Source organism: Kitasatospora sp. NPDC002522 (assembly GCF_053595195.1).
This window is the reverse complement of the sequence record NZ_JBSFXE010000033.1, coordinates 25631-49273: the sequence shown is the minus strand read 5'-3', so window position 1 is coordinate 49273 and position 23643 is coordinate 25631. Positions and strand designations below refer to the sequence as shown.

The 23643-nt window shown below is 74.1% G+C and carries 21 protein-coding genes; 8 read left to right on the top strand and 13 right to left on the bottom strand.

Annotated features, from left to right (window positions below; translation table 11 throughout):
- Positions 1–35 precede the first annotated feature (35 nt).
- Entirely contained in the window at positions 36–2744 is a 2709-nt protein-coding gene (locus ACWD4U_RS25500) for a beta-L-arabinofuranosidase domain-containing protein (protein ID WP_363460187.1), read from the top strand.
- Positions 2745–2815: 71 nt separating this feature from the next.
- Here the strand turns inward: ACWD4U_RS25500 and ACWD4U_RS25495 are convergent, their stop codons facing one another.
- The 3 genes from ACWD4U_RS25495 to ACWD4U_RS25485 all read right to left on the bottom strand — a co-directional run bounded on the left by ACWD4U_RS25495 (position 2816) and on the right by ACWD4U_RS25485 (position 4955).
- Positions 2816–3160: a hypothetical protein gene (locus ACWD4U_RS25495; protein ID WP_363460189.1), complete on the bottom strand. Its 345-nt coding sequence runs from the start codon at positions 3158–3160 to the stop codon at positions 2816–2818.
- 171 nt (positions 3161–3331) lie between these two features.
- Positions 3332–4150 carry a hypothetical protein gene (locus tag ACWD4U_RS25490; RefSeq protein WP_363460191.1) on the bottom strand — a complete coding sequence of 273 codons (819 nt, stop codon included), beginning with the start codon at positions 4148–4150 and terminating at the stop codon, positions 3332–3334.
- A gap of 52 nt (positions 4151–4202) precedes the next feature.
- Positions 4203–4955, bottom strand: a complete 753-nt coding sequence (locus ACWD4U_RS25485) for an AAA family ATPase (RefSeq protein ID WP_363460193.1) — start codon at positions 4953–4955, stop codon at positions 4203–4205.
- 209 nt (positions 4956–5164) lie between these two features.
- Between ACWD4U_RS25485 and ACWD4U_RS25480 the strand changes: the two genes are divergently transcribed.
- The 3 genes from ACWD4U_RS25480 to ACWD4U_RS25470 all read left to right on the top strand — a co-directional run bounded on the left by ACWD4U_RS25480 (position 5165) and on the right by ACWD4U_RS25470 (position 8622).
- Entirely contained in the window at positions 5165–6031 is an 867-nt protein-coding gene (locus ACWD4U_RS25480) for an ATP-grasp domain-containing protein (protein ID WP_363460195.1), read from the top strand.
- Positions 6028–6798, top strand: coding sequence for an ATP-grasp domain-containing protein (locus tag ACWD4U_RS25475; protein ID WP_363460196.1), 771 nt, complete (start codon positions 6028–6030; stop codon positions 6796–6798). Before ACWD4U_RS25480 ends, ACWD4U_RS25475 begins: the two co-directional genes overlap by 4 nt.
- A gap of 96 nt (positions 6799–6894) precedes the next feature.
- Entirely contained in the window at positions 6895–8622 is a 1728-nt protein-coding gene (locus ACWD4U_RS25470) for a GAF domain-containing sensor histidine kinase (protein WP_363460198.1), read from the top strand.
- A gap of 99 nt (positions 8623–8721) precedes the next feature.
- Here ACWD4U_RS25470 and ACWD4U_RS25465 read toward each other — a convergent pair whose 3' ends face one another.
- Both ACWD4U_RS25465 and ACWD4U_RS25460 read right to left on the bottom strand, forming a co-directional pair.
- Positions 8722–9390: a response regulator transcription factor gene (locus tag ACWD4U_RS25465; protein ID WP_363460200.1), complete on the bottom strand. Its 669-nt coding sequence runs from the start codon at positions 9388–9390 to the stop codon at positions 8722–8724.
- A 126-nt stretch (positions 9391–9516) separates the two neighbouring features.
- Complete coding sequence (locus tag ACWD4U_RS25460) at positions 9517–9891, bottom strand: hypothetical protein (RefSeq protein ID WP_363460201.1); 375 nt, start codon at positions 9889–9891, stop codon at positions 9517–9519.
- 438 nt (positions 9892–10329) lie between these two features.
- Between ACWD4U_RS25460 and ACWD4U_RS25455 the strand changes: the two genes are divergently transcribed.
- The gene (locus tag ACWD4U_RS25455; protein ID WP_363460232.1) at positions 10330–12213 is read left to right on the top strand and encodes an APC family permease; all 1884 of its coding nucleotides are present in this window, start codon (positions 10330–10332) and stop codon (positions 12211–12213) included.
- Between the two features lie 30 nt (positions 12214–12243).
- Here ACWD4U_RS25455 and ACWD4U_RS25450 read toward each other — a convergent pair whose 3' ends face one another.
- Together ACWD4U_RS25450 and ACWD4U_RS25445 are read right to left on the bottom strand one after the other, a co-directional pair.
- Entirely contained in the window at positions 12244–13161 is a 918-nt protein-coding gene (locus tag ACWD4U_RS25450; protein WP_363460203.1) for a DUF4232 domain-containing protein, read from the bottom strand.
- Between the two features lie 77 nt (positions 13162–13238).
- On the bottom strand, positions 13239–13817 hold the full coding sequence (locus ACWD4U_RS25445; RefSeq protein ID WP_363460205.1) for a TetR/AcrR family transcriptional regulator: 579 nt from the start codon (positions 13815–13817) through the stop codon (positions 13239–13241).
- Between the two features lie 264 nt (positions 13818–14081).
- Between ACWD4U_RS25445 and ACWD4U_RS25440 the strand changes: the two genes are divergently transcribed.
- The gene (locus tag ACWD4U_RS25440) at positions 14082–15515 is read left to right on the top strand and encodes an MFS transporter (protein WP_363460207.1); all 1434 of its coding nucleotides are present in this window, start codon (positions 14082–14084) and stop codon (positions 15513–15515) included.
- A gap of 27 nt (positions 15516–15542) precedes the next feature.
- Here ACWD4U_RS25440 and ACWD4U_RS25435 read toward each other — a convergent pair whose 3' ends face one another.
- From ACWD4U_RS25435 to ACWD4U_RS25415, 5 genes are all read right to left on the bottom strand, one after another.
- A complete protein-coding gene (locus ACWD4U_RS25435; RefSeq protein ID WP_363460209.1) occupies positions 15543–16268 on the bottom strand; it encodes a DUF6348 family protein in 726 nt (241 codons plus the stop codon).
- A gap of 195 nt (positions 16269–16463) precedes the next feature.
- Positions 16464–17006: an NUDIX hydrolase gene (locus ACWD4U_RS25430; protein WP_363460210.1), complete on the bottom strand. Its 543-nt coding sequence runs from the start codon at positions 17004–17006 to the stop codon at positions 16464–16466.
- 124 nt (positions 17007–17130) lie between these two features.
- Entirely contained in the window at positions 17131–18669 is a 1539-nt protein-coding gene (locus ACWD4U_RS25425) for a beta-N-acetylhexosaminidase (RefSeq protein WP_363460212.1), read from the bottom strand.
- Between the two features lie 64 nt (positions 18670–18733).
- The gene (locus tag ACWD4U_RS25420; RefSeq protein WP_363460214.1) at positions 18734–20002 is read right to left on the bottom strand and encodes a Tat pathway signal sequence domain protein; all 1269 of its coding nucleotides are present in this window, start codon (positions 20000–20002) and stop codon (positions 18734–18736) included.
- 57 nt (positions 20003–20059) lie between these two features.
- The gene (locus ACWD4U_RS25415; protein ID WP_363460216.1) at positions 20060–20959 is read right to left on the bottom strand and encodes a MurR/RpiR family transcriptional regulator; all 900 of its coding nucleotides are present in this window, start codon (positions 20957–20959) and stop codon (positions 20060–20062) included.
- Positions 20960–21089: 130 nt separating this feature from the next.
- Here ACWD4U_RS25415 and ACWD4U_RS25410 point away from each other — a divergent pair, with 130 nt between their 5' ends.
- The gene (locus ACWD4U_RS25410) at positions 21090–22133 is read left to right on the top strand and encodes an N-acetylglucosamine kinase (RefSeq protein WP_363460218.1); all 1044 of its coding nucleotides are present in this window, start codon (positions 21090–21092) and stop codon (positions 22131–22133) included.
- A 217-nt stretch (positions 22134–22350) separates the two neighbouring features.
- A complete protein-coding gene (locus ACWD4U_RS25405) occupies positions 22351–23049 on the top strand; it encodes a DUF1062 domain-containing protein (RefSeq protein ID WP_363460220.1) in 699 nt (232 codons plus the stop codon).
- Positions 23050–23109: 60 nt separating this feature from the next.
- Here the strand turns inward: ACWD4U_RS25405 and ACWD4U_RS25400 are convergent, their stop codons facing one another.
- Positions 23110–23634, bottom strand: a complete 525-nt coding sequence (locus ACWD4U_RS25400) for a GNAT family N-acetyltransferase (RefSeq protein ID WP_363460222.1) — start codon at positions 23632–23634, stop codon at positions 23110–23112.
- Positions 23635–23643: the final 9 nt, after the last annotated feature.

The window sequence follows — 23643 nt, the reverse complement described above, 5'->3', positions numbered from 1 at the left end:
GTTTCCTCCCCCACCCGGAAGGACCAGATCCCGCGATGTCGTCCCCCGCCCTGAACCGCCGCAGCCTGCTCAAGGCGACCGGCGTACTGGCCCTCGCACCCGCCGTCGGCCTCGGCCTCACCCCGGCGGCCGCCGAGGCCGCCGAAGCCGTCGGCAGCACGACGCAGCCGTTCGACCTCACCCAGGTCCGGCTCACCGCCGGCCGGTTGCGCGACAACCAGGACCGCACCCTGGCGTACCTGCGCTTCGTCGACGTCGACCGCCTGCTGTACAACTTCCGTGCCAACCACCGGATGTCCACCAACGCCGCCGCCTCGAACGGAGGGTGGGACGCCCCGTCGTTCCCGTTCCGCACCCACGTGCAGGGGCACTTCCTCAGCGCGTGGGCCCAGGCCTACGCGGGAACGGGCGACACCGTCTGCCGCGACAAGGCCGCCTACATGGTGGCCGAGCTGGCCAAGTGCCAGGCCAACAACGCCGCCGCGGGGTTCTCCGCCGGCTACCTCTCGGGCTTCCCCGAGAACGACTTCGCCCAGCTCGAGTCCGGCTCGCTCACGAACGGCAACGTCCCCTACTACTGCGTCCACAAGACCATGGCCGGCCTGCTCGACGTGTGGCGCCTGCTGGGCAGCACCCAGGCCCGGGACGTCCTGCTGGCCCTGGCCGGCTGGGTCGACCAGCGCACCGGCAGGCTCACCCGGAACCAGATGCAGGCGCTGATGGGCACCGAGTTCGGCGGCATGAACGAGGTGCTGGCCGACCTGAACCTGCAGACCGGGGACGCGCGCTGGCTGACGGTCGCCCAGCGCTTCGACCACGCGGCCGTGTTCGACCCGCTGGCCGCCGGCCAGGACCAGCTGAACGGCCTGCACGCCAACACCCAGGTGCCCAAGTGGATCGGCGCCGTCCGCGAGTACCGGGCCACCGGGACGACGCGCTACCACGACATCGCCTCCCAGGCCTGGAACTTCTGCACCACCGCGCACAGCTACGCCATCGGCGGCAACAGCCAGGCCGAGCACTTCCGCGCACCCAACGCGATCGCCTCCCAGCTGACCAACGACAACTGCGAGCTCTGCAACTCGTACAACATGCTCAAACTCACCCGTGAGCTCTGGCAGTTGGACCCCGGCCAGACGGCGTACTTCGACTTCTACGAGCGGGCCCTGCTCAACCACGTCGTCGGCGCGCAGAACCCGGCCGACCCGCACGGGCACGTCACCTACTTCACCCCGCTCAAGGCGGGCGCCCGCCGCGGCGTCGGCCCGGCCTGGGGCGGCGGTACCTGGAGCACCGACTACGACTCCTTCTGGTGCTGCCAGGGCACCGGAGTGGAGTCCAACACCAAGCTGGCGGACTCCGTCTACTTCCGCGACGGCACCACCCTGATCGTGAACCTCTTCGTGCCCACGGTCCTCACCTGGGCCGAGCGCGGCCTCACCATCACCCAGACCACCGCGTACCCCGCGGAGGAGACCACCACGCTCAAGGTCACCGGCAGCGCCGGCGACACCTGGTCGATGCGCATCCGCATTCCGGCCTGGACCTCCGGAGCCACCGTCAGCGTCAACGGCACGGTGCAGAACATCGCGACCACGCCGGGCAGTTACGCCACCCTGACGCGCTCCTGGACCTCCGGCGACACGGTGACCGTCACGCTGCCCATGCGGGTCGCGCTGCGGGCCGCCAACGACAACCCGGACGTCGCCGCGGTCACCTACGGCCCCGTCGTCCTGTGCGGCAACTACGGCAGCACCGCCCTCGCCGCGCTCCCGGTCCTCGACCCGGCGTCGATCACCCGGACCGGCGGCACCGGCCTCGCCTTCACCGCGAGCGCCAACGGATCGTCCGTCAACCTCGGCCCGTTCCACGACGCGCAGGGCTTCAACTACTCCGTCTACTGGAGCACCCGGAGCAGCACCGGATTCCGCCTGCTCAACGCGGGCAGCGGGCTGGTGCTCGGCGTGCAGAACATGTCCACCGCCGACGGCGGCGCCGCCCTCCAGTGGGGCGACAGCGGCACCGCCGACCACGACTGGGGCCTGGTCGTCGACGGCAGCGCGCTGCGCCTGCGCAACGCCAACAGCGGCAAGGTGCTGGGCGTGCAGAACATGTCCACCGCCGACAACGCCTCGGTGCTCCAGTGGTCGGACAACGGCACCGCCGACCACCGGTGGAGCGTGGTCGAGACGGCCGACGGCTCGCACGGCCTGCGGAACGCCAACAGCGCCAAGCTGCTCGGCATCGCCGGCGCCTCCACCGCGCAGGGCGCCTTCGCCGTGCAGGTCCCGGACACCAGTGCGGCCACCAGCCGGTGGTGGTTCGTCCCGACCGGCACCCGGCGCATCCAGAACGTGAACAGCGGGCTGCTGCTCGGCGTGCAGAGCGCGTCGACCGCCGACGGCGCCCTGGTGATCCAGTGGGGCGACAACGGCACCGCGGACCACCTGTGGACCGCGGTGGTCGACTCCGGCGGCTACCTGCGGCTCAGGAACTCCAACAGCGGCAAGGTCCTCGGTGTGGAGGGCGGCGGCACCGCCAACGGCTCGAGGGTCGTCCAGTGGGCCGACAACGGGACCGCCGACCACCGGTGGCGCCTGCGCCACGGCGGCGGCGACACCTTCCGGATCCAGTCCGCCGCCGGCCGTGTCCTCGGCGTCTCCGGGGCCTCCACCTCCCAGGGAGCCCAGATCGTCCTGTGGGACGACAACGGGACGTCCGACCACCTCTGGCGGTTCATCTGATCCGGACCGGCCGCCGGCCGCCGCCCGCGGGTCCGGGCCGCCGACCGCGAGGTCGGCGGCCCGGCGGGGCGTCAGCCCACCTCGTCCGGGCGGATGCCCAGCTTGTCGAGCTGGCTGCCGTACGCGGCCCGGATCGCCGCCAGCGCCGCCGGCCGGTACGGGTCGCCCGGGTCGATCGCCGCGGCCGCCGCCAACGCCTCCGCCAGCAACCGCAGTTGCAGGTCGCGGTCGAGCAGGACCGGGTAGTGGCCGGTGAGTTCGATCGCCGCCAGGGCGAGCCGGGGCAGGTGCGCGGCCGGGTTCACCCGGGCGAGCAACCGGTGTGCCAGGTAAGCCTGTTGGGCCGTGGGCGGTTCACTGCCCAGCAGCAGTACCCGGGCACGCAGGGCAAGGTCGGCATCGACGTGTTCGAACACACGACTCCATTCGTCGTCAGCTGGGGGAATGACGACGAGTCTGCGGTCCGGCGGCCCCGCCGGACAAGGGAATCGAGTTGTGCGCTCGGTCCTACCGAAGACGCGCGTGAACAGGCAGAATGGGGGTCGACACGCTGCCGGTGGTCGGTCCGGACCAGGGTGGCGGCTCCGTCAACTCCGCTGAGCCACCGCGGATCCGTCCGCCGCACGCGCCAACTGGCGCTCCGCCTCGTCGAGTTCGGCGGAGAGCTGGGCCCGCAGGACCGGCAGCAGGGTGAGCGCGGCGCGGGCGGCGTCCGGGTCGGCGCCGGTGTCCTCGCGCGCGGCGGTGACCGCGGTGCGGACCGGCAGGACGGCCAGCGCGGTCTCCCAGGCCGTGCGGTGGACGCCGGTCGCGTAACGGGAGGTCAGGTACTCCAGCGGGCTGAGCGCCAGCCCGTCGCGGTCGGCGGGGCCGGCCAGGCCGTCGCCGGGCAGCAGCCAGGCCACGCCGTCGCGGGCGACCAGCGCGAAGGCGCGCGCCTCGTCGGGCGCGCTGACGCCCCGTCCGGTGGCGGCGGTGGCGGCCGCCAGCAGCCGCTCCAGCATCGCCGCCTCGCGCGGGCCGGACGGGCGGTCGGGGTGCTCCTGGTCGCCCAGCAGCTGCTCCAGGTGGTAGCGCTGGCCCCAACTGCCCTCGAAGCGGTGCATCGCCCCGGCCCGGGTCTCCCGGATCGCCGCCAGCACCAGCGCCCGGGTGGTGAAGTCCCGCCGCACCGCGAACCGTTCGCCGTCCGGCTGCTGCCGCTCCAGCGCGGTGCGCACCGCCGCGACCGTCGGGCCGTCGTACCAGCGCAGCGTCCACCGGCGGCTGCCCTGGTCGTACTGCGGCTCGATCGGGACGCGGAACTGCGCGGTGAGCCGGTCGGCCAGCCGCCGGGCCTGCGGGCCGCGCTGCGGCTGCGGCGAGTGCTGCGGCCGCGGGCCGCGCTGGGGTTCAGGGGTGCCCATGGCGGGAGACTAGCCACCGTCCGGCGACACGCCCGGCGACGCGCGGGACGGCTCAGCCGTTCGCCGCAGTCAGCACACCCGCGGAGCCCGCGGCGGCGACGGTGTCCGAGGCGGCGGTGGTGTCCGCGTCCGCGGGGGTACGCGGCGTCGGGCGTTCCGACAGCGGCGCGTGCGACCACCTGCCCGTCCGTGCCCGACGGTCCGTCGACGGCGCGGCAACGGCCGTGGCGGAGAACTCGATCGCGGCCAGCCGCGGTGCGTCCTCGCGCGGCAGGAGCACCGCGGACGCGACGCCCGGGGGGAGGCCGTCCGCCAGGACCGCGCGCAGGGCACGGGTGGCCCGCAGGTGCCGCAGGAAGGCGTACCGGGAGACCCGGCGGCCGCGACTGCGCTGGCCGTCGGCGGCCTGCGCGGGGCTGCTGTCCAGCAGCAGCAGGTGCAGGGCGCGGCCCTGCCGGGCGGCGGTGCGGGCCAGCCAGCGGCGCACCCACGGCAGCGTCCCGCAGTCGTGCACCACCAGGGGTCCGCCCGCCAACACCGCGGCCCGCAGCAGCCGGTAGTGGGCGAGCCGGACCAGCGGCCGGTACAGCGCGTACGGGACGCGGGGCAGCCGGCGCTCGAACCGGAGCCGGGTGTGCTGGGAGTCGACCAGCGGGGCGCCGGCGCAGCGCCGCATCAGGGTGCTCTTGCCCGCGCCGGGCAGGCCGGAGACCACCAGCAGGTCGCCGGCGGGGTAACGCAGGACCGCCGGGACCGGACGTCTGGTCAGGTCGTGCAGGTCGTTCGGGCGTATCACGTGGTGCACACGGTCCTCCTCAAAGAGCTCACCAAGGGCACGTCATGAGAACGTCATCCCCCGACCAAGCGGTTCCAGACCGCGACGACGGCGGCTGTGACGCGGCTGTGGCAGTTCTTGCACGCCCCCGGCGAAATCCGCGGCGGGAAACGTGGCAGGGTGGACGGATGCGATTGGCCCGGGACGACGGACGGGCAGAGGGGATGGGTGGGGGCGACATGAGGTTCTGCTTCCTGGTCGAGGAGCACTACCGCAACGACGGCATGCCGCTGGCGGTGGTCGACCGGCTGCGCGCCACCGGCCATCGGGTGGACGTGCTACGGCCCGGCGCCGACCTGCTCGACCTCTCCACCCTGGTGCGCTCCGGCCGGCACGACGCGTGGGTGCTGAAGACCGTCTCCGGCGGCCCCGGCCTCGGCCTGCTGGAGTCGGCCGCCGCGGCCGGACTCACCACCGTCAACGACGCGCGGGCGATCCGCCCGGTCCGCGACAAGGCGCAGACCGCCGTGGTCGCGGCGCTGCACGGCCTGGCGATGCCGCGCACCTGGGCGGCCACCGACCCCGCCGGGTTCGCCGCGATACCCGGCCGGCACTTCCCGCTGGTGGTCAAGCCGGCTGACGGATCGTCGGGCCGCGCCGTCCACCTGGTCGAACGACCCGAGGAGCTCGGCCGGTTGACCGCGCCCGCGGACGGCGGCGTGCTGATCGCCCAGCCGTACGTGGCCAACGGCGGACTCGACCTGAAGGTGTACTGCGTCGGCGGCGAGGTCTTCGCCACCGAGCGCACCTCCCCGCTCCACCCCCACCACCCGTTCCGGGAACGGCCGGTGACGCTCGGTCGGGAGGTGGCCGCGCTCGCCGCACAGGTCGGCGAGGTGTTCGGCCTCGACCTGTACGGCCTCGACGTGCTGCTCGGCCCCGACGGCCCGGTGGTCGTCGACGTCAACGACTTCCCGTCGTTCCGTCAGGTGCCCGCCGCGGTCGAGCGGGTCGCCGACGCGGTGGTCCGGCTCGCCCGCACCGGCTCCTCCTGGCCCACCCCGGCCGCCGGTTCGCTGCTCGCCCCCGTGCGGGCCGCCCGATGAGGCGCCTGCGGATCGTCGTGCTGGCCCGCGACACCGAACACCCGCTGCTGACCGAGACCCTCGACCTGCTGGCGGCAGACGGACACGTCCGGGTCGACGCGGGGGAGCCCGCCGACCTGGTGCTGCTGAAGGCCCGGACCGCCGACGCGCTCGAAGTCGCCGCGGAGTACGAGGAGATGGGCGTCCCGGTGCTCAACTCGGTGGCGGCGACGGCGTTCTGCCAGGACCGGGTGGCGATGGAGCAGCGCGCCCGGGCCCACCGGTTGCCGTTCGCGCCGACCCTGGCGGCCGGCGCGATCGAGGAACTGCCGTGGCACGAGCCGGTGGTGGTGAAGAGCCGGCGCAGCCGCCGGGGCGACCTGGTGGCTCGGGTCGACTCCGCGGACGCCTGGCAGGCGCTGGCCCGCGAGCGGGCCGGCGAGCAGGTGATCACCCAGCGGGTGGTGCCCGGCGACGGCTGGGACCGCAAGGTGTGGGTGGTCGGCGGCCGGATCTTCGGCGAGCAGCGCCGCTCCGAGCTGGCGGCGACGGCGGGCGGTGAAGCGGTGCGCCGGGACTGGACCCCGGGCGCGGAGGAGACCGAACTCGCCTTCATGGCGGGCTGGGCCTTCGGTCTGGACGTCTTCGGCGTCGACCTGCTCCCCACCCCCGACGGGCCGGTCATCATCGACGTCAACGCCTTCCCCGGCGTCCGCCACCAGCCCGGCGCCCCCCGGGCCCTCGCCGACCTCGCGCTGCGCACCACCGTGCTGCTGGTCGGGGCGTGACCCCGGGAGCGGTACCGGTACCGGTCTTTCGTCCTCCTGTCCCCTTTGCCCCGTCAGTTCGCCAGCGTCTGCGACAATCGGGCGGCGGGTGAACGGATGAGGAGGAGCGGGGTGCGCGAGGAGGAACCGCGGTCGCGGATTCCGCAGCTGCGGCTGGACGAGCTGCTGGCGGAGCTGCAGGCCCGGATCGACGCGGCACGGGGCACCCGGGACCGGGTGCACAACCTGCTGGAGGCCGTCCTCTCGGTGGGCCGGGAGCTGGAACTCACCCAGGTGCTGCGGCGGATCGTGGAGGCGGCGGCCGTCCTCGCGGACGCCAAGTACGCGGCGCTGGGCGTGATCAGCGCCGACGGCGACACGCTGTCGCAGTTCCTCACCGTCGGCCTCGCCGAGCAGGACATCGCCCGGATCGGCCCGTACCCGACCGGCAAGGGGCTGCTCGGCGAGCTGATCAGCCGTCCGCAGCCGCTGCGGCTGCAGGACCTGAAGGACCATCCGGCGTCGATCGGCTGCCCGATGCACCACCCGGTGATGCGGACCTTCCTGGGCCTGCCGGTGCGGGTGCGCGGCGAGGTGTTCGGCAACATCTACCTCACCGACAAGCGCGGTGGCGGCGGGTTCGACGACGACGACGAGTCGGTGATCGCCACCCTCGCGGTGGCCGCCGGCGTCGCCATCGACAACGCCCGCCTGTACGAGGAGGCGCAGCGCAGGCAGCGCTGGCTGACCGCCACCGCGGAGATCAACCGCAGTCTGCTGTCCGGGAGTTCGCGGACCCAGGTGGTGGAGCTGATCGCCCAGCGGGCGTGCGACATCAGCGGCGCCGAGCAGGCCGAGGTGCTCACCCCGCTGCCGGACGGCGCGGGCCTGCGGGTGGAGCTGGCGCTCGGCGGCAACAGCGCCCGGCGGGTCGGGCTGGACGTGCCGCTGGCGGGCACCCTCTCCGGCGCGGCCTGCGCGGGCGGCTCGCCGATGACCTCGCCGGACCTGGCGGAGGACCACCGCTACCGGGCGTGCGTGGCGCGGTTCGAGGAGCTCGGCCCGGCGGTGGCGGTGCCGCTCGGCCGGGCGGAGGGGCACGCCGAGGGGGTGCTGCTGCTGGTGCGCGGCAGTGGGCAGACGGAGTTCACCGAGCGGGAGATCGACCCACTGCTGGGCTTCGCCGACCAGGCCGCGCTCGCCCTGGAGCTGGCCGAACGGCGGCGGGACGCCGAGCAGTTGGCGGTGCTGGAGGACCGCGACCGGATCGCCCGCGATCTGCACGACCTGGCGATCCAGCGGCTGTTCGCGACCGGGATGACGCTGCAGAGCGCGTCCCGGTTCATCGAGCACCCGGGGGCCTCCGACCGGGTGCTGCGGGCGGTCGGCGACCTGGACGAGACCATCAAGATCATCCGCTCGACCATCTTCGGCCTGCGGGTGCGCGAGGCCGGGGCGGGTCAGGGCCTGCGGGCCCGCGCCGTGCACGTGGTGGAGGAGGCGCAGGCCGCCCTCGGCTTCGCGCCGCGGCTCAGCATGGAGGGCCTGCTGGACACGGACGTCCCGCCCGGGGTCGCCGACCACCTGGTCGCCGTCCTCGGCGAGGCGCTCAGCAACGTGGCCCGGCACGCCCGGGCCGGCCGGGTGGAGGTGCACCTGCAGACCTCCGCGGGCCAGGTGGTGCTGACCGTGCAGGACGACGGCGTCGGCATCCCCGCCCAGGGCCGCCGCGGAGGCCTGCGCAACCTCGCCGAACGCGCCCGCACGCTCGGCGGGGCACTCACCCTGAGCGCCCCGCCGGCCGGCGGTACCCAGCTCAACTGGGCGGCTCCGCTGGGGCACTGAGCGGGCCGGTGTCGGCGCGGTCGCGGCGGGTGCGCGCTCGGGCGCGGTGCGGTCCTGCGCTGTGCGCGCTCAGGCGGCGCGGTCGCAGCGGATGTGCGGTCAGGCGGTGCGGTCCTGTGCGGCCAGGGTCTGGGTGGCGATCACCGCGGCCTGCACCCGGCGCTCCACGCCGAGCTTGGCGAGCAGCCGGGAGATGTGGTTCTTGACGGTCTTCTCGGCGAGGAAGACCCGCTCGCCGATCTGACGGTTCGTCAACCCCTGGCCGATCAGCGCCAGGATCTCCCGTTCGCGGTCGGTGAGGTTCGGGAACTCGGGGGCCGGGGCCGGGGACTCGCCGCGCAGCCGGGCCATCAGGCGGGTGGTGGCGCCCGGGTCGAGCATCGACTGGCCGGCGGCGACCGTGCGGATCGCGGTGACCAGGTCCGTGCCGCTGATCTGCTTGAGCACGTAGCCGGCCGCGCCCGCCATGATCGAGTCCAGCAGCGCCTCCTCGTCGTCGAAGGAGGTGAGCATCAGGCAGGCCAGCCCCGGCATCCGCGAGCGCAGCTCCCGGCAGACGGTCACGCCGTCGCCGTCGGGCAGCCGCATGTCCAGCACCGCGACGTCCGGGCGCAGCGCGGGCACCCGGGCCAGGGCCTGTTCGACCGTGGCGGCCTCGCCGACCACCTGCAGGTCCGGCTCCGAGTCCAGCAGGTCGTGCACCCCACGACGGACCACTTCGTGGTCGTCCAGCAGGAACACCCTGATCGGCGCCGCACCTTCGGACATGGCAGTGACTCCTCCTCGCAGACCGCTCTCCCCTGGCAGTCTGCCGTACTGCGCGCGGAGCCGGACAGGGTCCACCCCGCCCGCGCACAGTACTGTCCGGCCCTTGACAACTTACCGATAAGTCGATCAATCGTCGGAAAGGTCCCGCCAGGGCAGCGCCCGCCCCGACCAGAGCGGCTCCACCCGCCGCCAGGACCGCTCCCAGGAGTCGGCCGCCCGCCGCTCCAGCGCGCGCAGCCGCAGCCGCAGGCCGAGTGCCGTGCCCAGCGCCGCGAGGACCCAGCCGCCGAGCGCGCCGGCCAGCCGGTACGGGAGGTCCCAAGGAAGCGGCAGTGCCACGCAGAGCAGCGCGGGCAGTGCCGCGGCCGGCAGCGCCACGGCCACGAGCAGGGTCCGCCGGCGGGCCCGGTCGACCCCGCGGCGCAGCGGGTTGGCCGGGTGGGCGGGAGAAGCGCCCTGACGGCGGGTGAGCCGGCCCAACTGGCCGCGCGGGTGGGGCACGCGCGGGCTCCTCTCTTCTCTTCGACAGCGCGGCCGTGTCCGGTGGGCGGCACGCCTGCTGGCCGCCCAGCGTGTCGCCCCCGCCCACCCGTTCCAAGGGCCGACCGTCCCGGGGCGCCGGGGCCGATGGTCCCGATCCGGGCATCGCGGCTCGTCGCGGATCGGGTCATCGGCACGTCAACCGGAACCCAAGGGATCGTCAAGCACCCCCGGCCGGTGGCGAGCTGAGCCGACCGGGGACGTTACGCTCCTGCCTGCCCTGGCCTGCGGCGACCGTGACCTACGCTGACGTGGGAGTCCGCCCGGCGGGCCGGACCTCCGGCCGCCCGGGGCACCCGACCCTGCGACAGGAGCCAAAGAGTGGTCACTTCCGCCCCCCTGGACGGAGGCTCGGCGCGGCAACGGCTGCGCGCCTGGCTGCTGGAGGGCCTGTCGGACATGGCCAAGCAGCATCCCGGCCCGCACGCCCAGGTCGCCGAGGAGCACAAGGGCCAGCGCTGGTGGAAGGTCATGTGCCTGACCGGCCTCGACTACTTCTCCACCCTCGGCTACCAGCCCGGCATCGCCGCGCTCGCCGCCGGACTGCTCTCGCCGATCGCCACCATCGTGCTGGTCCTGGTCACCCTGTTCGGCGCGCTGCCGGTCTACCGCCGGGTCGCCAAGGAGAGCCCGCACGGCGAAGGTTCGATCGCGATGCTGGAACGGCTGCTGTCGTTCTGGAAGGGCAAGCTCTTCGTCCTCGCGCTGCTCGGCTTCGCCGCCACCGACTTCCTGATCACCATCACCCTCTCGGCCGCCGACGCGACCGCCCACCTGGTGGAGAACCCGCACCTGACCAGTTCGCTCAGCGGCCACCAGGTGCTGATCACCCTGCTGCTGATCGCGCTGCTCGGCGGCGTCTTCCTGAAGGGCTTCAGCGAGGCGATCAGCGTGGCCGTCGTCCTGGTCGCGGTCTACCTGGCGCTGAACGTGGTGGTGGTCGCCGTCGGCCTGTGGCACGTCGTCACCGCCCCCGCGCTGATCACCGACTGGACGCACGCGCTCACCGTGGAACACGGCAACCCGATCGCGATGATCGGCGTCGCGCTGGTCGTCTTCCCCAAGCTCGCGCTCGGCCTGTCCGGCTTCGAGACCGGCGTCGCCGTGATGCCGCACATCGAGGGCGACCCCGGTGACACCGAGGAGACGCCCACCGGTCGGATCCGCGGCGCCCGCAAGCTGCTCACCACCGCCGCGGTGATCATGAGCTGCTTCCTGATCACCACCAGCTTCATCACCACCCTGCTGATCCCCGCCGACGACTTCAAGGCCGGCGGCCCCGCCAACGGCCGCGCCCTCGCCTACCTCGCCCACCAGTACCTGGGCGGCGCGTTCGGCTCGGTCTACGACCTCTCCACCATCGCCATCCTGTGGTTCGCCGGCGCCTCCGCGATGGCCGGACTGCTCAACCTGATGCCGCGTTACCTCCCCCGCTACGGCATGGCCCCGCACTGGGCCCGCGCGGTGCGCCCGATGGTGCTGGTGCTCACCGGCATCGCCTTCCTGGTCACCTGGATCTTCGACGCGAACGTCGACGCCCAGGGCGGCGCTTACGCCACCGGCGTCCTGGTGCTGATCACCTCCGCGGCGATCGCCGTCACCATCGCGGCGCACGCCGCCGGCCAGCGCAACTGGACCATCGGCTTCGCGGTCATCGCCGGCGTCTTCGTCTACACCACCGCGATCAACATCGCCGAACGGCCCGACGGCGTGAAGATCGGCGCCTGCTTCATCGCCGCGATCATCCTGGTCTCGCTCGCCTCCCGCCTCGCCCGCGCCTTCGAACTGCGCGTCACCTCCGTCGAGTTCGACGACGTGGCGGAGCGGTTCATCCGGGACACCGCGCACCGCACGATCCGCCTCATCGCCAACGAGCCGGCCGGCCGCGACCTGGCCGAGTACCGCGACAAGGTGCACCAGATCCGCGCCGACAACGACATCCCGGCCGAGGACGACCTGGTCTTCGTCGAGGTCACCGTGCTCGACGCCTCCGACTTCGAGGCCGAGCTCAAGGTCCGCGGCGAGGTCCTGCACGACCGCTACCGGGTCCTGTCCCTCGAACACTCCAGCGTGCCCAACGCGCTGGCCGCGCTGCTCCTCCAGGTCCGCGACGCCACCGGCCAGCAGCCGCACATCTACTTCGAGTGGACCGAGGGCAACCCCTTCGCCCAGTTCCTGCGCTTCTTCCTCTTCGGCCAGGGCGAGGTCGCCCCCGTCACCCGCGAAGTCCTCCGCGAAGCCGAACCCGACCGCACCCGCCGCCCCCGCGTCCACGTCGGCTGACCCGCTGACGGACCGTCGGCCGCTCCGGTGCTAGCGGGCCGGTTCCGGGATCCAGGCGCCTACGCCGAGGCGGGCGGTGGTGCCGAGGTCGAGTTCGGGGGTGACCATGACGGGGGCGGCGTCGGGGGTGGGGCGGACGCGGAGGTAGGGGGCGGTGACGGGGGTGCCGGTGGTGGTGGTGTTGCGCCAGGCGAGGGTGGCGCGGGCGCCGTCGCCGGGGTGGAGGGTGAACGGACGCGGGGGGTCGTCGGCGCCGGTGCCGGAGGCGATGGCCGCGCCGCCGGAGAGCAGCTCGACGCCGTCGACGGGGCGGTGGTCCAGGTCGAGGAGCTGGAGGCGGGGGTAGCCGTCGAGCGCCACCGGCGCGGCGCCGCAGTTGCGCAGGTGGAGGCCGACCACCCGCAGGCCCATCGCCGCGTCGCCCTCGTCCGCGTAGACCCGCAGGCCCGACGCCGGGCACGCACCGTCGGGCTTCGGGGCCTCCGCGCTGGGGACGCTGCGGACCTTGGCGATCGCCAGTGCCGGGCCGACGGCGGGCTCGGCGGGGCCGTGCGACGGCAGGGTCAGCCGACCCTTCACGGTGGCGCCCGGAGCGACGGCCTCGACGGTCTGCGTGAGGTGACCCGGGACGCCGCCGGCCCGATCGAGCGGGCTGAACAGGATGGTGAAGTCGGAGGTCTCGGCGGCCCCGTTGGTCACCTCGAAGTCCGCGCACGCGCCGTTGGCCGCGGTGATCCGCACCCCGTCCCGGGCGAGCGCGCCCGGCGCGGACGACGCCGGGGCGGGCGTGAGCAGCGCCCCGCAGGGCCCCGCGCTCCCGTGCGCCGACGAACCGTCAGCAGCCCCGACCGCGCGGGAGCCGCAGCCCGCCAGCAGCGCGGCGGCGGTGAGCACGGCGGCCGCCGCGACGGCCGGGTGACGGGGTGTCGGGGGGAGGGGAGGGCGCATCGGACGAGTCGACCACGAACCGGGCGGCGCGGCTGTGACGCCGGTCACCGCCCGCGCAACAGCCGTGCAACGGGTCGTCAGGAGCGGGTCCGGACGCCGTCCAGGGCGATGCCGAGGACCCGGTCGCGCTGGCCCTGGTCCGGGAAGGCGACCGAGGTGATGCCGGAGACCAGCCGCAGCAGGTCGTCGATGCTCATGTCGGTGCGCACCTCGCCGGCCGCCTGGGCGCGCAGCAGCAGCGGGGTGCCTGCGTCGTACATCGACTGGCGGCAGGCGAGGAAGACGTCCGACTCCTCGCCCTCCATGGCCTCGCGGATCGCCCGCTTGGTCATCGCGTAGTCGACGAACCGGCGCAGCCACGCGGCCAGCGCCTCCCAGGGCGGCTCGCCGGAGACCTCGGCGGCGACCCGGCCGAGGTCGTCGACCTCGTTGGCGTAGACCGCCTCGAAGAGGTGCCGGCGGGTGGGGAAGTTGCGGTACAGGGTGCCGATGCCGACGCCGGCCCGGCGGGCGATGTCCTCCAGGGACGCGTCGGCGCCGTGCTCGGCGAAGGCCTCCCGCGCGGCGGCGAGCAGCGCGTCGAAGTTCCGCGCGGCGTCGGTGCGGCGCGGGCGGCGGGCGGCCAGGAACTCGCTGACCACGATCTGTTCCGGCACGGAGACCTCGTTTCGACTCTTCCGGCGTTCGGATTGAACCGGAGGACCACCTCCGCTAATCTGGAGGCATGCCTCGACTTTACCACCGGGGCCTCCGCTTCGGCCTGCCGTGAACGCGCCGGCCGTCCCTTCGATCGCACCGATCGCCCCATCCTGCCCGCACGCGCCGCGCCGTCGTCACGCGCCCCGCGTCCGGCGCTCCCGACGCCGTGTGCCGACGTCCCGAACGCGCCGGGTCCGAATGCCGAGTCCCGAGAGGGTTCGATGAACCGTCAGTCCCACCGCCTCACCTTCGGCGTGCTCGCCACCGGCGCCGGCGTGTACGCGCTGCTGCAGTCGCTGATCACGCCCGCCCTGCCGATCGTCCAGCAGGCGATGCACACCTCGCAGTCCACGGTCACCTGGGTGATGACCGCCTACCTGCTCTCCGCCTCCGTCTTCACCCCGATCCTCGGCCGGGTCGGCGACCTGGTCGGCAAGAAGCGCACCCTGGTCGCCGCGCTGGTCGCCCTGCTGGTCGGCTGCCTGGTGGCCGCCGTCGCCCCGAACATCACCGTGCTGATCATCGCCCGGGTGATCCAGGGCATCGCCGGGGCGCTGTTCCCGCTCTCCTTCGGCATCATCCGCGACGAGTTCCCCGCCGGCCGGGTGCCGACCGGCATCAGCAACCTGTCCGCGGTGATCGCGGTCGGCAGCGGCCTCGGCATGGTGCTGGCCGGACCGATCGTCGGCGCCCTGGACTACCGCTGGCTGTTCTGGTTCCCCGTCATCATCGTCGCGGCCACCGCACTGATCGCCCACCGGTACATCCCGGAGTCGCCGCACCGCACCGAAGGCAGCGTCAACTGGCTGTCCTCCGTGCTGCTCTCGGGCTGGCTGGTGGCGCTGCTGCTGCCGATCAGCCAGGCCGCGAAGTGGGGCTGGGGCTCGGTCGGCGTGATCGGCCTGCTGGCCGTCGCCGTGGTGCTGTTCGCGCTCTGGGCGTTCACCGAGGCCCGCTCGCGCTTCCCGCTGATCGACCTCAAGGTGATGCGGCTGCCCGCCGTGTGGACCACCAACACCGCCGCCCTGCTGTTCGGCGCCGGGATGTACGCAGTCTGGGCCTTCCTTCCAGGCTTCGTGCAGACGCCGTCCGCCGCGGGCTACGGCTTCGGCTCCAGCGTCACCGGCGCGGGCACGCTGATGCTGCCGATGCTGGTCGCGATGTTCGTCTCCGGCCTGCTCAGCGGACGCCTGGCCGGCCGCTTCCCCGCCAAGGCCCAGCTGGTCACCGGCGCGCTGCTCGGCGCGGCCGCCTGCGCGCTGCTCGCCGCCCGGCACCAGGCGCCCTCCGACGTCGCCCTCGCGGCCGGCGTGTTCGGGCTCGGCATCGGCCTGGCCTTCGCCTCGATGAGCAACCTCATCGTGCAGAGCGTCCCCGCCGCGCAGACCGGCGCCGCCACCGGCATGAACGCCAACATCCGCACCATCGGCGGCTCCCTGGGCGCCGCCCTGATGACCGTCCTGGTCACCGGCCACCTGCAGCCCTCCGGCCGCCCCTACGAAGCCGGGTACACCCACGGCTTCGCCCTGCTCGCCGCGTTCTGCCTGGCCGCCGCGCTCGCCGCGCTGCTCGTCCCGGCCCGCCGCGCCACCCCCGCGCAGGCACCGGCGACCGCCGCCGTGCCTGCCGGGGAGCGCGAGCCGGTCGCGGGGTGACGGACCGTCGGGAGCGGGCGGTGCCCGTCAGCTCCCGGAGTCGGGCGGCAGTACCAGGGCGAAGGACCGGACGACGGTGAAGGCCGTCGGGTCGGGCAGGCCGAGCGCGGCCAGTGCGGCGGAGGCGGCCTGGTGCCGCTCGCCGTTCACCCGGACCTCCGCCGTCATGGTGCCCGGCTTGCCGCCGTAGAAGACCCGGACGCTGTTGAACCAGGGTGATTCGAGGTCGGCGGTGAACGTCTCGGCGATCGCGGGGAGCACGTTCGCCTCCAGCAGGGCCTTCTGCAGGCGGGCGACCTCCGGCTCGGAGAGGCCGTAGCCCACTGCCCCCGAGGCGATGGACCGCCACCCGGGGACGCCGCGCCGGTGCTCGGGACCCCAGCGGTCGGCGAACCGCTCCCGCCCGTCGAGCAGTTCGAGCAGGCAGGCACCGGCGGACTGCGCCCACAGGCCGACGGCGTCGCGCGGGGAGGCCACCACGCTGACGCAGTCCACGAAGCACGGTACGTCGGGCTGGATGCTCACGTCCGGGAACGCGATCAGGTCGTAGTGCCGCTCGTCCCCGTGCCCCATCGGCCCGACACCGACGGCCCAACCCTGCGCACTCAGCAGCGAGTTCCCCTTGAGTTCGGCACCCGCCGTGCAGCCGGGCGCCACCTGCTCGAGGGCGTCGCGGACCAGGGCGAGGAACTCGAGATCGGGCAGTCGGCCCTCGGCGGGCGGGGTGGCGCGCGAGCGGCGTATCCAGGACATGCGGGTGATCATACGGAGCCGCTCCCACCGGGCCACCCGCATTTCCGTGCCGGGAGCCCCGGGGTAGGACGGGTCTTTCGGATCACACCGGGCGATCGCCGCCGGGGCGCGCACCTCACCGGCGTCTCGTCGGCCGCCTACGGCTCCCATGGGGCCGGGGGAGACGCTCGCTGATCCGAAGGACCCGCGCTACGACTACGACCGGGTGAGGCGGTAGGGGCCCAGGTAGTAGGAGAGGGCGGTGAGGGAGGGGCCGTCGGAGATCTGACCGGAGGTCAGGAGTTCGACGACCTGGGTCTCCGGGAGCCACTCGACGCGGGTCGCCTCGGAGACGTCCTCGGGGTCGCCGATCCGGGTGCAGTCGGTGACGTGGTAGCTGCGGAAGTGGGCGTCCGAGATACCGGCCATCGCGTCGTACTCGGTCATCAGCTCGACGGTGCCGGGCCGCCAGCCGGTCTCCTCCTCGACCTCGCGGGCGATCGCCGCCGCGGGGTCCTCGTCGGGCTCGGCCCACCCGGCGGGGACCTCCCAGCCCCAGCGGCCGGTGATGAAGCGGTGCCGGTGGATCAGCAGGAACTCACCCGCGTCGTTGGTGACGACGGACGTCGTCGACGCCCGGGGGTAGCGGACCACGTGGTGCTCGATCCGGCCCTGGCCCGGCACCTCCACGTCGTCGAGCCACACCTCGACCCACGGGCTGTCGTAGACCTGCCGACGCCCGAACGTCTGCCACTTCATACCCGTCCTCCCGTCGCACCTGCCCGCTCCGCCCAGACTCTCGCACACGGTCGAGCGGCCGGGCCGCGCCACGCGGCCGGCCGGTCCGCAACCCGTCGGGCGGACCGGCAGCCGTGACGGTCCGTCAGGCGGTGAGCTCCTCGGGGCGGCGGTAGCGCAGGCCGAGGGCGTCCAGGCGGCGCAGGTGCTCGGGGAGGCGGGCGAGGAAGGCGGGGTAGTCGGCGGGGGAGCCCCAGGCGCGTTCCGCGAAGGCGCAGACCCGGGGGAAGGCCATGTACTCCAGGTGCTCGGGGGTGGGGACGTACTCGGTCCACAGCTGGCACTGCGCGCCGAGCAGGCGGTGCCGCAGGTCCTTGGCGAACCGGCCCTCCAGTGGGGTGAAGGCGTAGGCGTCGGCGAGGGTGAGCACGCCCTTCTGGCCGCGCGGCTCGCCCTCGGCGGCCTGGTGCAGGTCGAAGTAGGTGTGCTGCCACGGGGTGAGGACCACGTCGAAGCCGCGGTCGGCGGCCTGTTCGGCGGCCTTCTCGCCGTGCCAGCACATCACCACGGTCTCCGCCGGGACGGGTCCCTCGGCGATCTCCTCCCAGCCCGCCGGGCGCCGTCCGAGGCCGGCCACCCGCTCGGCGAGCCGGGCCAGCAGCCAGCCGTGCACCTGCTCCGGGCCGGCCAGGCCGAGCGCGGCGACCCGCTCCAGCGCGGCCGGGGAGGTGCGCCACTCCTCGGCGGAGCACTCGTCGCCGCCGAGGTGCACGACCCGGCTCGGGAACAGCTCGGCGGTGTACTCCAGCACCCCGGCGAAGAACTCCACGGTGGCCTGCTCGGCGTTGAGGGTACGGGAGTTGATGCCCCAGCGCGGCCACACCGGCAGCCGCTCGGCGGGCCGGTTGCCGAGCTCCGGGTAGGCGGCCAGCGCCGCCTGGACGTGCCCGGGCACGTCGATCTCGGGCACCACCGTGATGCCCCGGCGGGCCGCGAACGCGACGATCTGCCGGATGTCCCGCGCCGTGTACCAGCCCTGGTGCGCCGGGCCGGTGCCCCGGTCGTCCGGGTCGTCCGGGTCGAACGGCACCGCGGGACGCCGCCCGCCGACCTGGGTCAGCCGCGGCCGGTCCGGCACCTCCAGCCGCCAGCCCTGATCGTCCGTCAGGTGCAGCTGCAGCACGTTCAGGCGGTGCAGCGCCATCGCGTCCAGCACCCTCAGCACGGTGGAGACCGGCATGAAGTGCCGTGCCACGTCCAGCAGCAGGCCCCGCCAGCGCAAGGCGGGCGCGTCCTCGACCCGGGTGTGCGGGAGCGGCCACACCGAGCGGGTGCGGAACGCCTCCGGGCCGAGCGCCTCCGGCGGCAGCAGCTGGCGCAGTGCCTGCACCGCGCACAGCAGCCCCGCCGGAGTACGCCCCACCAGGTCGATCCCGGTGTCGCTGACGGTCAGCCGGTACGCCTCCGGGTTGCCCGGGGCGTGCTCGACCCCGTTGACGTACAGCCGGATGCTCCCGCCCCCCGCGCCGATCTCCGGGACCGTGCCGAGCGCTGTCGCCAGGTGGTCGGCGAGCAGCTCGGCCGCCGGGACGGCCGCGCCCTCGGCGTGGATCACCGCGGTGCGCGGGGAGAGCTCGAACCGTCCGGGCCGGGCCTCGAAGACGTCCGGCTGGGGGACCATCATGGGAATGAACCGCCGTTTCTCACTGGCTGGTCGGAGTACGTCTCTGACGAGTCGTCAGTGTCTTTCAGTGGTGCAGGTACCGGGTCTCGTCGGGTTCGAGGACGAAGGGGTTCGCCTGTTCCCCGGCGAGGATGTACCAGGCGGTGGCGCCGGTGTGCAGGGAGGCGTAGTAGGTGTCGCCGTAGCCGGTGTCGAGGCCGTCGCCGGAGGCGGCGACCAGGCCGTTGCCGTCGGCGTGGGGCGCGGTGGCCTGCGCGGACTGCAGGCTGGTGAGCAGGGCGGAGGCCTTGGCGGCGTCTCCGCTGCCGCCGCGGGCGTAGTAGGCGGCGGCGAGGTGGGCGGTGCCCTCGAACCAGACCTTGGCGGTGGAGGCGTTGGAGAAGCTGACGCCGGTGAAGCCGCCGTCGCTCGCGGCGAGGCTGGTGGCGGCCCAGTCGACGGCGGTGGAGTACTGGGTGCTGCCGGTGGCGAGGTAGGCCCAGGTCTGGACGTCCTCGGGGACGGGGTAGTAGTTGGTGCTGACGCCGTCGGGGTTGGTGCCGGTCCAGAGCTTGCCGGTGGCGGCGTCGCGCATCGAGGCGACGAAGCCGAGCGCGGTCTGCGAGCGGGCGGTCCAGGTGGCGTCGCCGGAGAGGGTGCCGAGCATCGCGAAGAACGCGGCGACGTCGATGTTGTGCTCGGTGGCCTTGTAGGTCATCGGGTTGTCGTTCGCGTCGCGGCCGCCGGTGTAGCCGGCCGGGCCGCGGGTGTCGTAGGTGTGGGTCTGGATCCAGTCGGCGAGGGTGAGCGCGCCGTTCAGGTACTTCACGTCGCCGGTGTCGGCGTAGAGGTGGCCGAAGGCGAGGCCGGCCCAGGCCATGTTGCCGGTGTAGGTGGCGGGGGAGCCGATGTAGGGCGTGCCGTCGGCGGTGACGAACGGGTTCGGCTGGTACGAGGCGCGCAGCCGGCCGTCGCCGAGCGGGTCGTGGGCCTGGGCGTAGAGCAGGGTGTCGCCGAGGGTGCGGGCCCGGGCGATGTCCGGGTCGGTGCCGCGCTCCAGGTACGCCATGACGACCAGCGCGTCGTCGTAGGAGAACGAGGAGACGAAGTTCAGCGAGCCCAGGTAGCCGCCGGTGAAGCTCTGCGGGAGCCGCAGCGTGCTCCCGCTCCCGTACACGTCCATCCGCTGGTCCAGGAAGGTGTACGCCTTGTCCAGCGACACCTGGGTGGCGGGGGAGATCGCCGAGCCGTAGGGCCCGGTCGCCTGCGCCGGGTTGACGGCGGTGAGGGCGAGGGCGGCGCTCGCGGCCACGACGACCGCGGCGCGCAGGGATCCGGGCAGGGAAGTGCGCATGGTGGAGCCTCTCAGGGGTGGAGTGGGGGGGAAGAGAGGTGGCGAGGGGACGGGGCGTCAGAACGCCTCGGGGGAACGGGGCCTGGCCGCGCCGCCGAGCCGCTGGACGTCCAGCGCCGCTGCGGTGACCTGCAGCGCGGCCAGGGTGCGCTCCCGGGTGAGCTGCGCGGTGTGTGCGTACACCACGTCCAGCAGCAGGAGTCGGGAGTGCCGGGCGGCCAGCGCGTCGCTCTGGAACGAGGTCGCCGGGGCGGCCGTGGTCAGTACCACCGCGGCCTGCCGGGCCAGCGGGGAGGCGGCGTCCGAGGTGAGCGCCGCGGTGAGCGCGCCGTGCCGCTTGGCCGCCGTCAGGAACTCGACGCCGTCGCGGACCGCGCCGGAGTGCGAGATCGCCACCGCCACGTCCCGGCCGTCCAGCAGCGCCGCCGCGGTCAGGCCGTTGTGCAGGTCGGTCCAGGCCCAGCACGGCACCCCGATCCGCTGCAGGTGCAGCCGGAACTCCTCCGCGGTGGCGCCGCTGGTGCCCACCCCGAAGAAGTGCACCTGCCGCGCGCCGACCAGGGCCCGCACCAGGGCGTCCACCGCCGCCAGGTCCAGCTGCTCGGCGGTCTCCTGCAGTGCCCGGCTGCTGGCGGACAGCAGCACCTGCACGACGTGGTCCAGGCCGTCCTCGGCCCGGATCTCGCTGCCGATGTCGTTGTTCCAGCGGCGCTGCGCGGCCCGGCCGCCCTCTTCCGCCAGCGCCACCTTCAGCTCCTGGTAGCCGGCGAAGCCCGCCGCCCGGCAGAACCTGGTGATGGTGCCCGGCGAGGTGCCGACCCGCTCGGCGAGCTCGGTGATGGTGGCCCGGGAGGCCGCCGCCGGATCGCTCAGCACGTAGGACGCCACCTGCTCCAGCGCGCCGCTGAGGGCGGGGCGCAGCGCCTGGAGCCGGGAGAGGGTGTCTGGCGAGTTCATGTGAAAATAATTATCGCCGAACGAGGGTCTCGTCCAGAGCTGGTGAGAAAAATTATTTCCAGCTACGGTTCCGGCTGCGGTGCGCCCCCGCTCCCGGGCAGGACCCGCGCCACCCCGCCCAGGAGGCTCCATGACACCCGCGCTGGTCCTCGGCGTGGACGCGGGCGGCACCCGCACCCGCGTCGCCGTCGCCGACACCGCCGGACACCTGCTCGCCCGCGCCGAAGGACCCGCCGGCAACCCCGTCGCCCACGGCGTCCCCGCCGCGCTCGACGCGCTGCGCATCACGCTGGCCCGCGCCCTCGCCGGCCTCGACCCCGCCGCGGTCCGCTCCGCCGTGCTCGCGCTGGCCGGCGACCACCTGCTCGCGGACGGCGAAGGCGCCGCCGCGCTCACCGCCACGCTGCGCGGGCTCGGACTGCACGGCCTGTCCGGCCCGCACCGGCTGATCGGCGACGCGGTCGCCGCGTTCGCCGCCGCCACCCCGGAACCGCACGGCGCCCTGCTCATCGCCGGCACCGGTGCGGTCGCCGTCCGCCTGCACGAGCGCGCCATCGCCGACACCGCAGGCGGCTACGGCTGGCTGCTCGGCGACGAGGGCTCCGGCTTCTGGCTCGGCCGCGAAGCCGTCCGCACCGCCGCCGACACCCTCCGCGGCCGGGCCGACGCCCACCCGCTGACCCGCCTCGTCCTCGCCCGGCTGCTCCCGCCGACGGACCGTCAGGACGCTTCCAGCGAAGCGTCGGACGCGCCCGTGCCCCGGGTGCCCGTCGCACCCGACCGGGTCCTCGCCGAGCGGCTGCTCTCCGCCGCCTACACCCTCCCGCCGGTCGAACTCTCCACCCTGGCCCCGCTGGTGACCAGGGCCGCCGGGCTCGGCGACGGCGCCGCGGACGCGATCCTGGACCGGGCCGCCGCCCACCTCGACGCCCTGCTCGCCCAGGTCCGCCCCCACCCCACCGCCGCCCCCGTGGTGCTCGCCGGCACCTGCCTGGCCCCGCACATCCTCGGCGCCCGCACCGCCCGTCTGCTGGCCGGTCGCGGCCCGGCCACCCTCCACCACGCCCCTGACGGCACCCTCGGCGCGACCTGGCTCGCCGCCCTCCCCGTCCTCACCCCCGCCGACCCCACACCGGCCGCCCTGCACGCTGCCCTGACGGCAGAAGGAGCCTGACGGAGCGGCAGCAGTACCTGACGGAGCGGCAGAAAACCGGTTGCCCGCGGGCGGCGGTCTCCACCACGATCGCCCGCATGGACCTGTAACGGCTGCCACGTAGCACCAGTGAACCCGTCGCGCGATCGACCACGAAGCCTGACATCCCGGCCCCGTGGCGATGACTCGCGCCCTCGTGTGCATCCGTCAGATCCCAGTGCTGAAAGCAACCACCACCATGAATACCGACCGCAAGGCCCAGTGGGCCGTGCGCCAGTCCGCGCTGCCCACCGTCGTCCGCGCCTGCCCGGACTGCTCCGGCAGTCGCCACCGTCCCTCGGGGAAGATCCGGGTCAACGCGAGCGGCAAGCTCCTCGACGTCTGGCTCCTGCTGAGCTGCGTCGGGTGCGACCGCACCTCCAAGGTGCCCGTCCACGAGCGGGCCCACGTCTCCTCGCTGGAGCCCGCCCGGCTGGTGGCGTACGAGAACAACGACCCCGCCGTGGTGCGGGAGTTGACGACCAGTGCGTCGCTCGCCGCCCGGAACGGCTACCGCCTCGACTGGACCGGCACGTGGGAGCTGGAGGCCCGCATGCCGCTCTACGCGCTCGACGACCCGACGCCGCTCAGGGTGCGGGTCGGCTTCGAACTGCCCGTGCCGGTCCGCGTCGAGCGACTGCTCATGCGCGGGCTCGGCCTCAGCCGCTCCGCGGTGCGCCGCCTGGTCGCGGACGGACGCATCCGCCTGCCGCTGGCCCTGGACGCCAAGGCGCAACGGGACTTCGAGCTGACCATCCACGGACCGGGCGCCGTCGACGCGGCGAAGCTCCTCGGCAACCCGGCCACCCCGCAAGGCGACGTGCACGCCGAGCCCCGCCATCAGGGGTCGGACGCCGAGCCCCGGCGCCTGCCGCGGACGGCGGCGGCGGGTCGGTAGCGGGACGGGCGGGGCCTCCCGGCAGCACGCCAGGCTGCCGGGAGGCCCCACCCGCCGTGGTCACATCGGCAGCGAGTGCAGGCGCACCGGGCCGCCCGGCCAGGACCCGCCCGGCGTCACGGCGGTCCACATCGCGTGGATCGGCATCACGGTGGGCCCGGCGGGCTGCTCGACCGTCACCGGTTCGGTGATCGGCGTCCAGCCGAGCCGGCGGTAGAGCGACGCCCGGTCGGGGAGGCAGAACAGCAGCGCCAGGTCGAGGCCGGCCGCGCGGGCGCCGGCCAGGGCCGCGTCGACGGCGGTGCGGGCCAGGCCCTGGCCGCGGACGTCCGGGGAGACGATCACCCCGCCGATGCCCGCCACGTCGAAGCGCACGCCGCCGACCTCCACCGGTACCACGACGTACCCGGCGTGCGCCACCACCCGGTCACCGGAACGCACGCCGTAGTGCTGCTCCTTGGGCCGCCAGACGAGGTTGGTCGTCCCGGTCTCGAACGGGTCGGCCACACCGCCGCCCAGGGCGTGGACCTGCTCCCAGCCCCACCCGGCGAGCTCGACGGCCGGTGAGAACTCCTGCTCGGTCAACGTCTCTCT

Excerpts from the sequence above, each read along its gene's own strand:
- ACWD4U_RS25470 (WP_363460198.1), top strand. The coding sequence starts at position 6,895 with ATGAGGAGGAGCGGGGTGCGCGAGGAGGAACCGCGGTCGCGGATTCCG.
- ACWD4U_RS25410 (WP_363460218.1), top strand. The coding sequence starts at position 21,090 with ATGACACCCGCGCTGGTCCTCGGCGTGGACGCGGGCGGCACCCGCACC.
- ACWD4U_RS25420 (WP_363460214.1), bottom strand. The coding sequence starts at position 20,002 with ATGCGCACTTCCCTGCCCGGATCCCTGCGCGCCGCGGTCGTCGTGGCC.
- ACWD4U_RS25465 (WP_363460200.1), bottom strand. The coding sequence starts at position 9,390 with ATGTCCGAAGGTGCGGCGCCGATCAGGGTGTTCCTGCTGGACGACCAC.
- ACWD4U_RS25450 (WP_363460203.1), bottom strand. The coding sequence starts at position 13,161 with ATGCGCCCTCCCCTCCCCCCGACACCCCGTCACCCGGCCGTCGCGGCG.
- ACWD4U_RS25435 (WP_363460209.1), bottom strand. The coding sequence starts at position 16,268 with ATGTCCTGGATACGCCGCTCGCGCGCCACCCCGCCCGCCGAGGGCCGA.
- ACWD4U_RS25405 (WP_363460220.1), top strand. The coding sequence starts at position 22,351 with ATGAATACCGACCGCAAGGCCCAGTGGGCCGTGCGCCAGTCCGCGCTG.
- ACWD4U_RS25415 (WP_363460216.1), bottom strand. The coding sequence starts at position 20,959 with ATGAACTCGCCAGACACCCTCTCCCGGCTCCAGGCGCTGCGCCCCGCC.
- ACWD4U_RS25500 (WP_363460187.1), top strand. The coding sequence starts at position 36 with ATGTCGTCCCCCGCCCTGAACCGCCGCAGCCTGCTCAAGGCGACCGGC.
- ACWD4U_RS25455 (WP_363460232.1), top strand. The coding sequence starts at position 10,330 with ATGGCCAAGCAGCATCCCGGCCCGCACGCCCAGGTCGCCGAGGAGCAC.
- ACWD4U_RS25430 (WP_363460210.1), bottom strand. The coding sequence starts at position 17,006 with ATGAAGTGGCAGACGTTCGGGCGTCGGCAGGTCTACGACAGCCCGTGG.
- ACWD4U_RS25490 (WP_363460191.1), bottom strand. The coding sequence starts at position 4,150 with ATGGGCACCCCTGAACCCCAGCGCGGCCCGCGGCCGCAGCACTCGCCG.
- ACWD4U_RS25425 (WP_363460212.1), bottom strand. The coding sequence starts at position 18,669 with ATGATGGTCCCCCAGCCGGACGTCTTCGAGGCCCGGCCCGGACGGTTC.
- ACWD4U_RS25480 (WP_363460195.1), top strand. The coding sequence starts at position 5,165 with ATGAGGTTCTGCTTCCTGGTCGAGGAGCACTACCGCAACGACGGCATG.
- ACWD4U_RS25440 (WP_363460207.1), top strand. The coding sequence starts at position 14,082 with ATGAACCGTCAGTCCCACCGCCTCACCTTCGGCGTGCTCGCCACCGGC.
- ACWD4U_RS25475 (WP_363460196.1), top strand. The coding sequence starts at position 6,028 with ATGAGGCGCCTGCGGATCGTCGTGCTGGCCCGCGACACCGAACACCCG.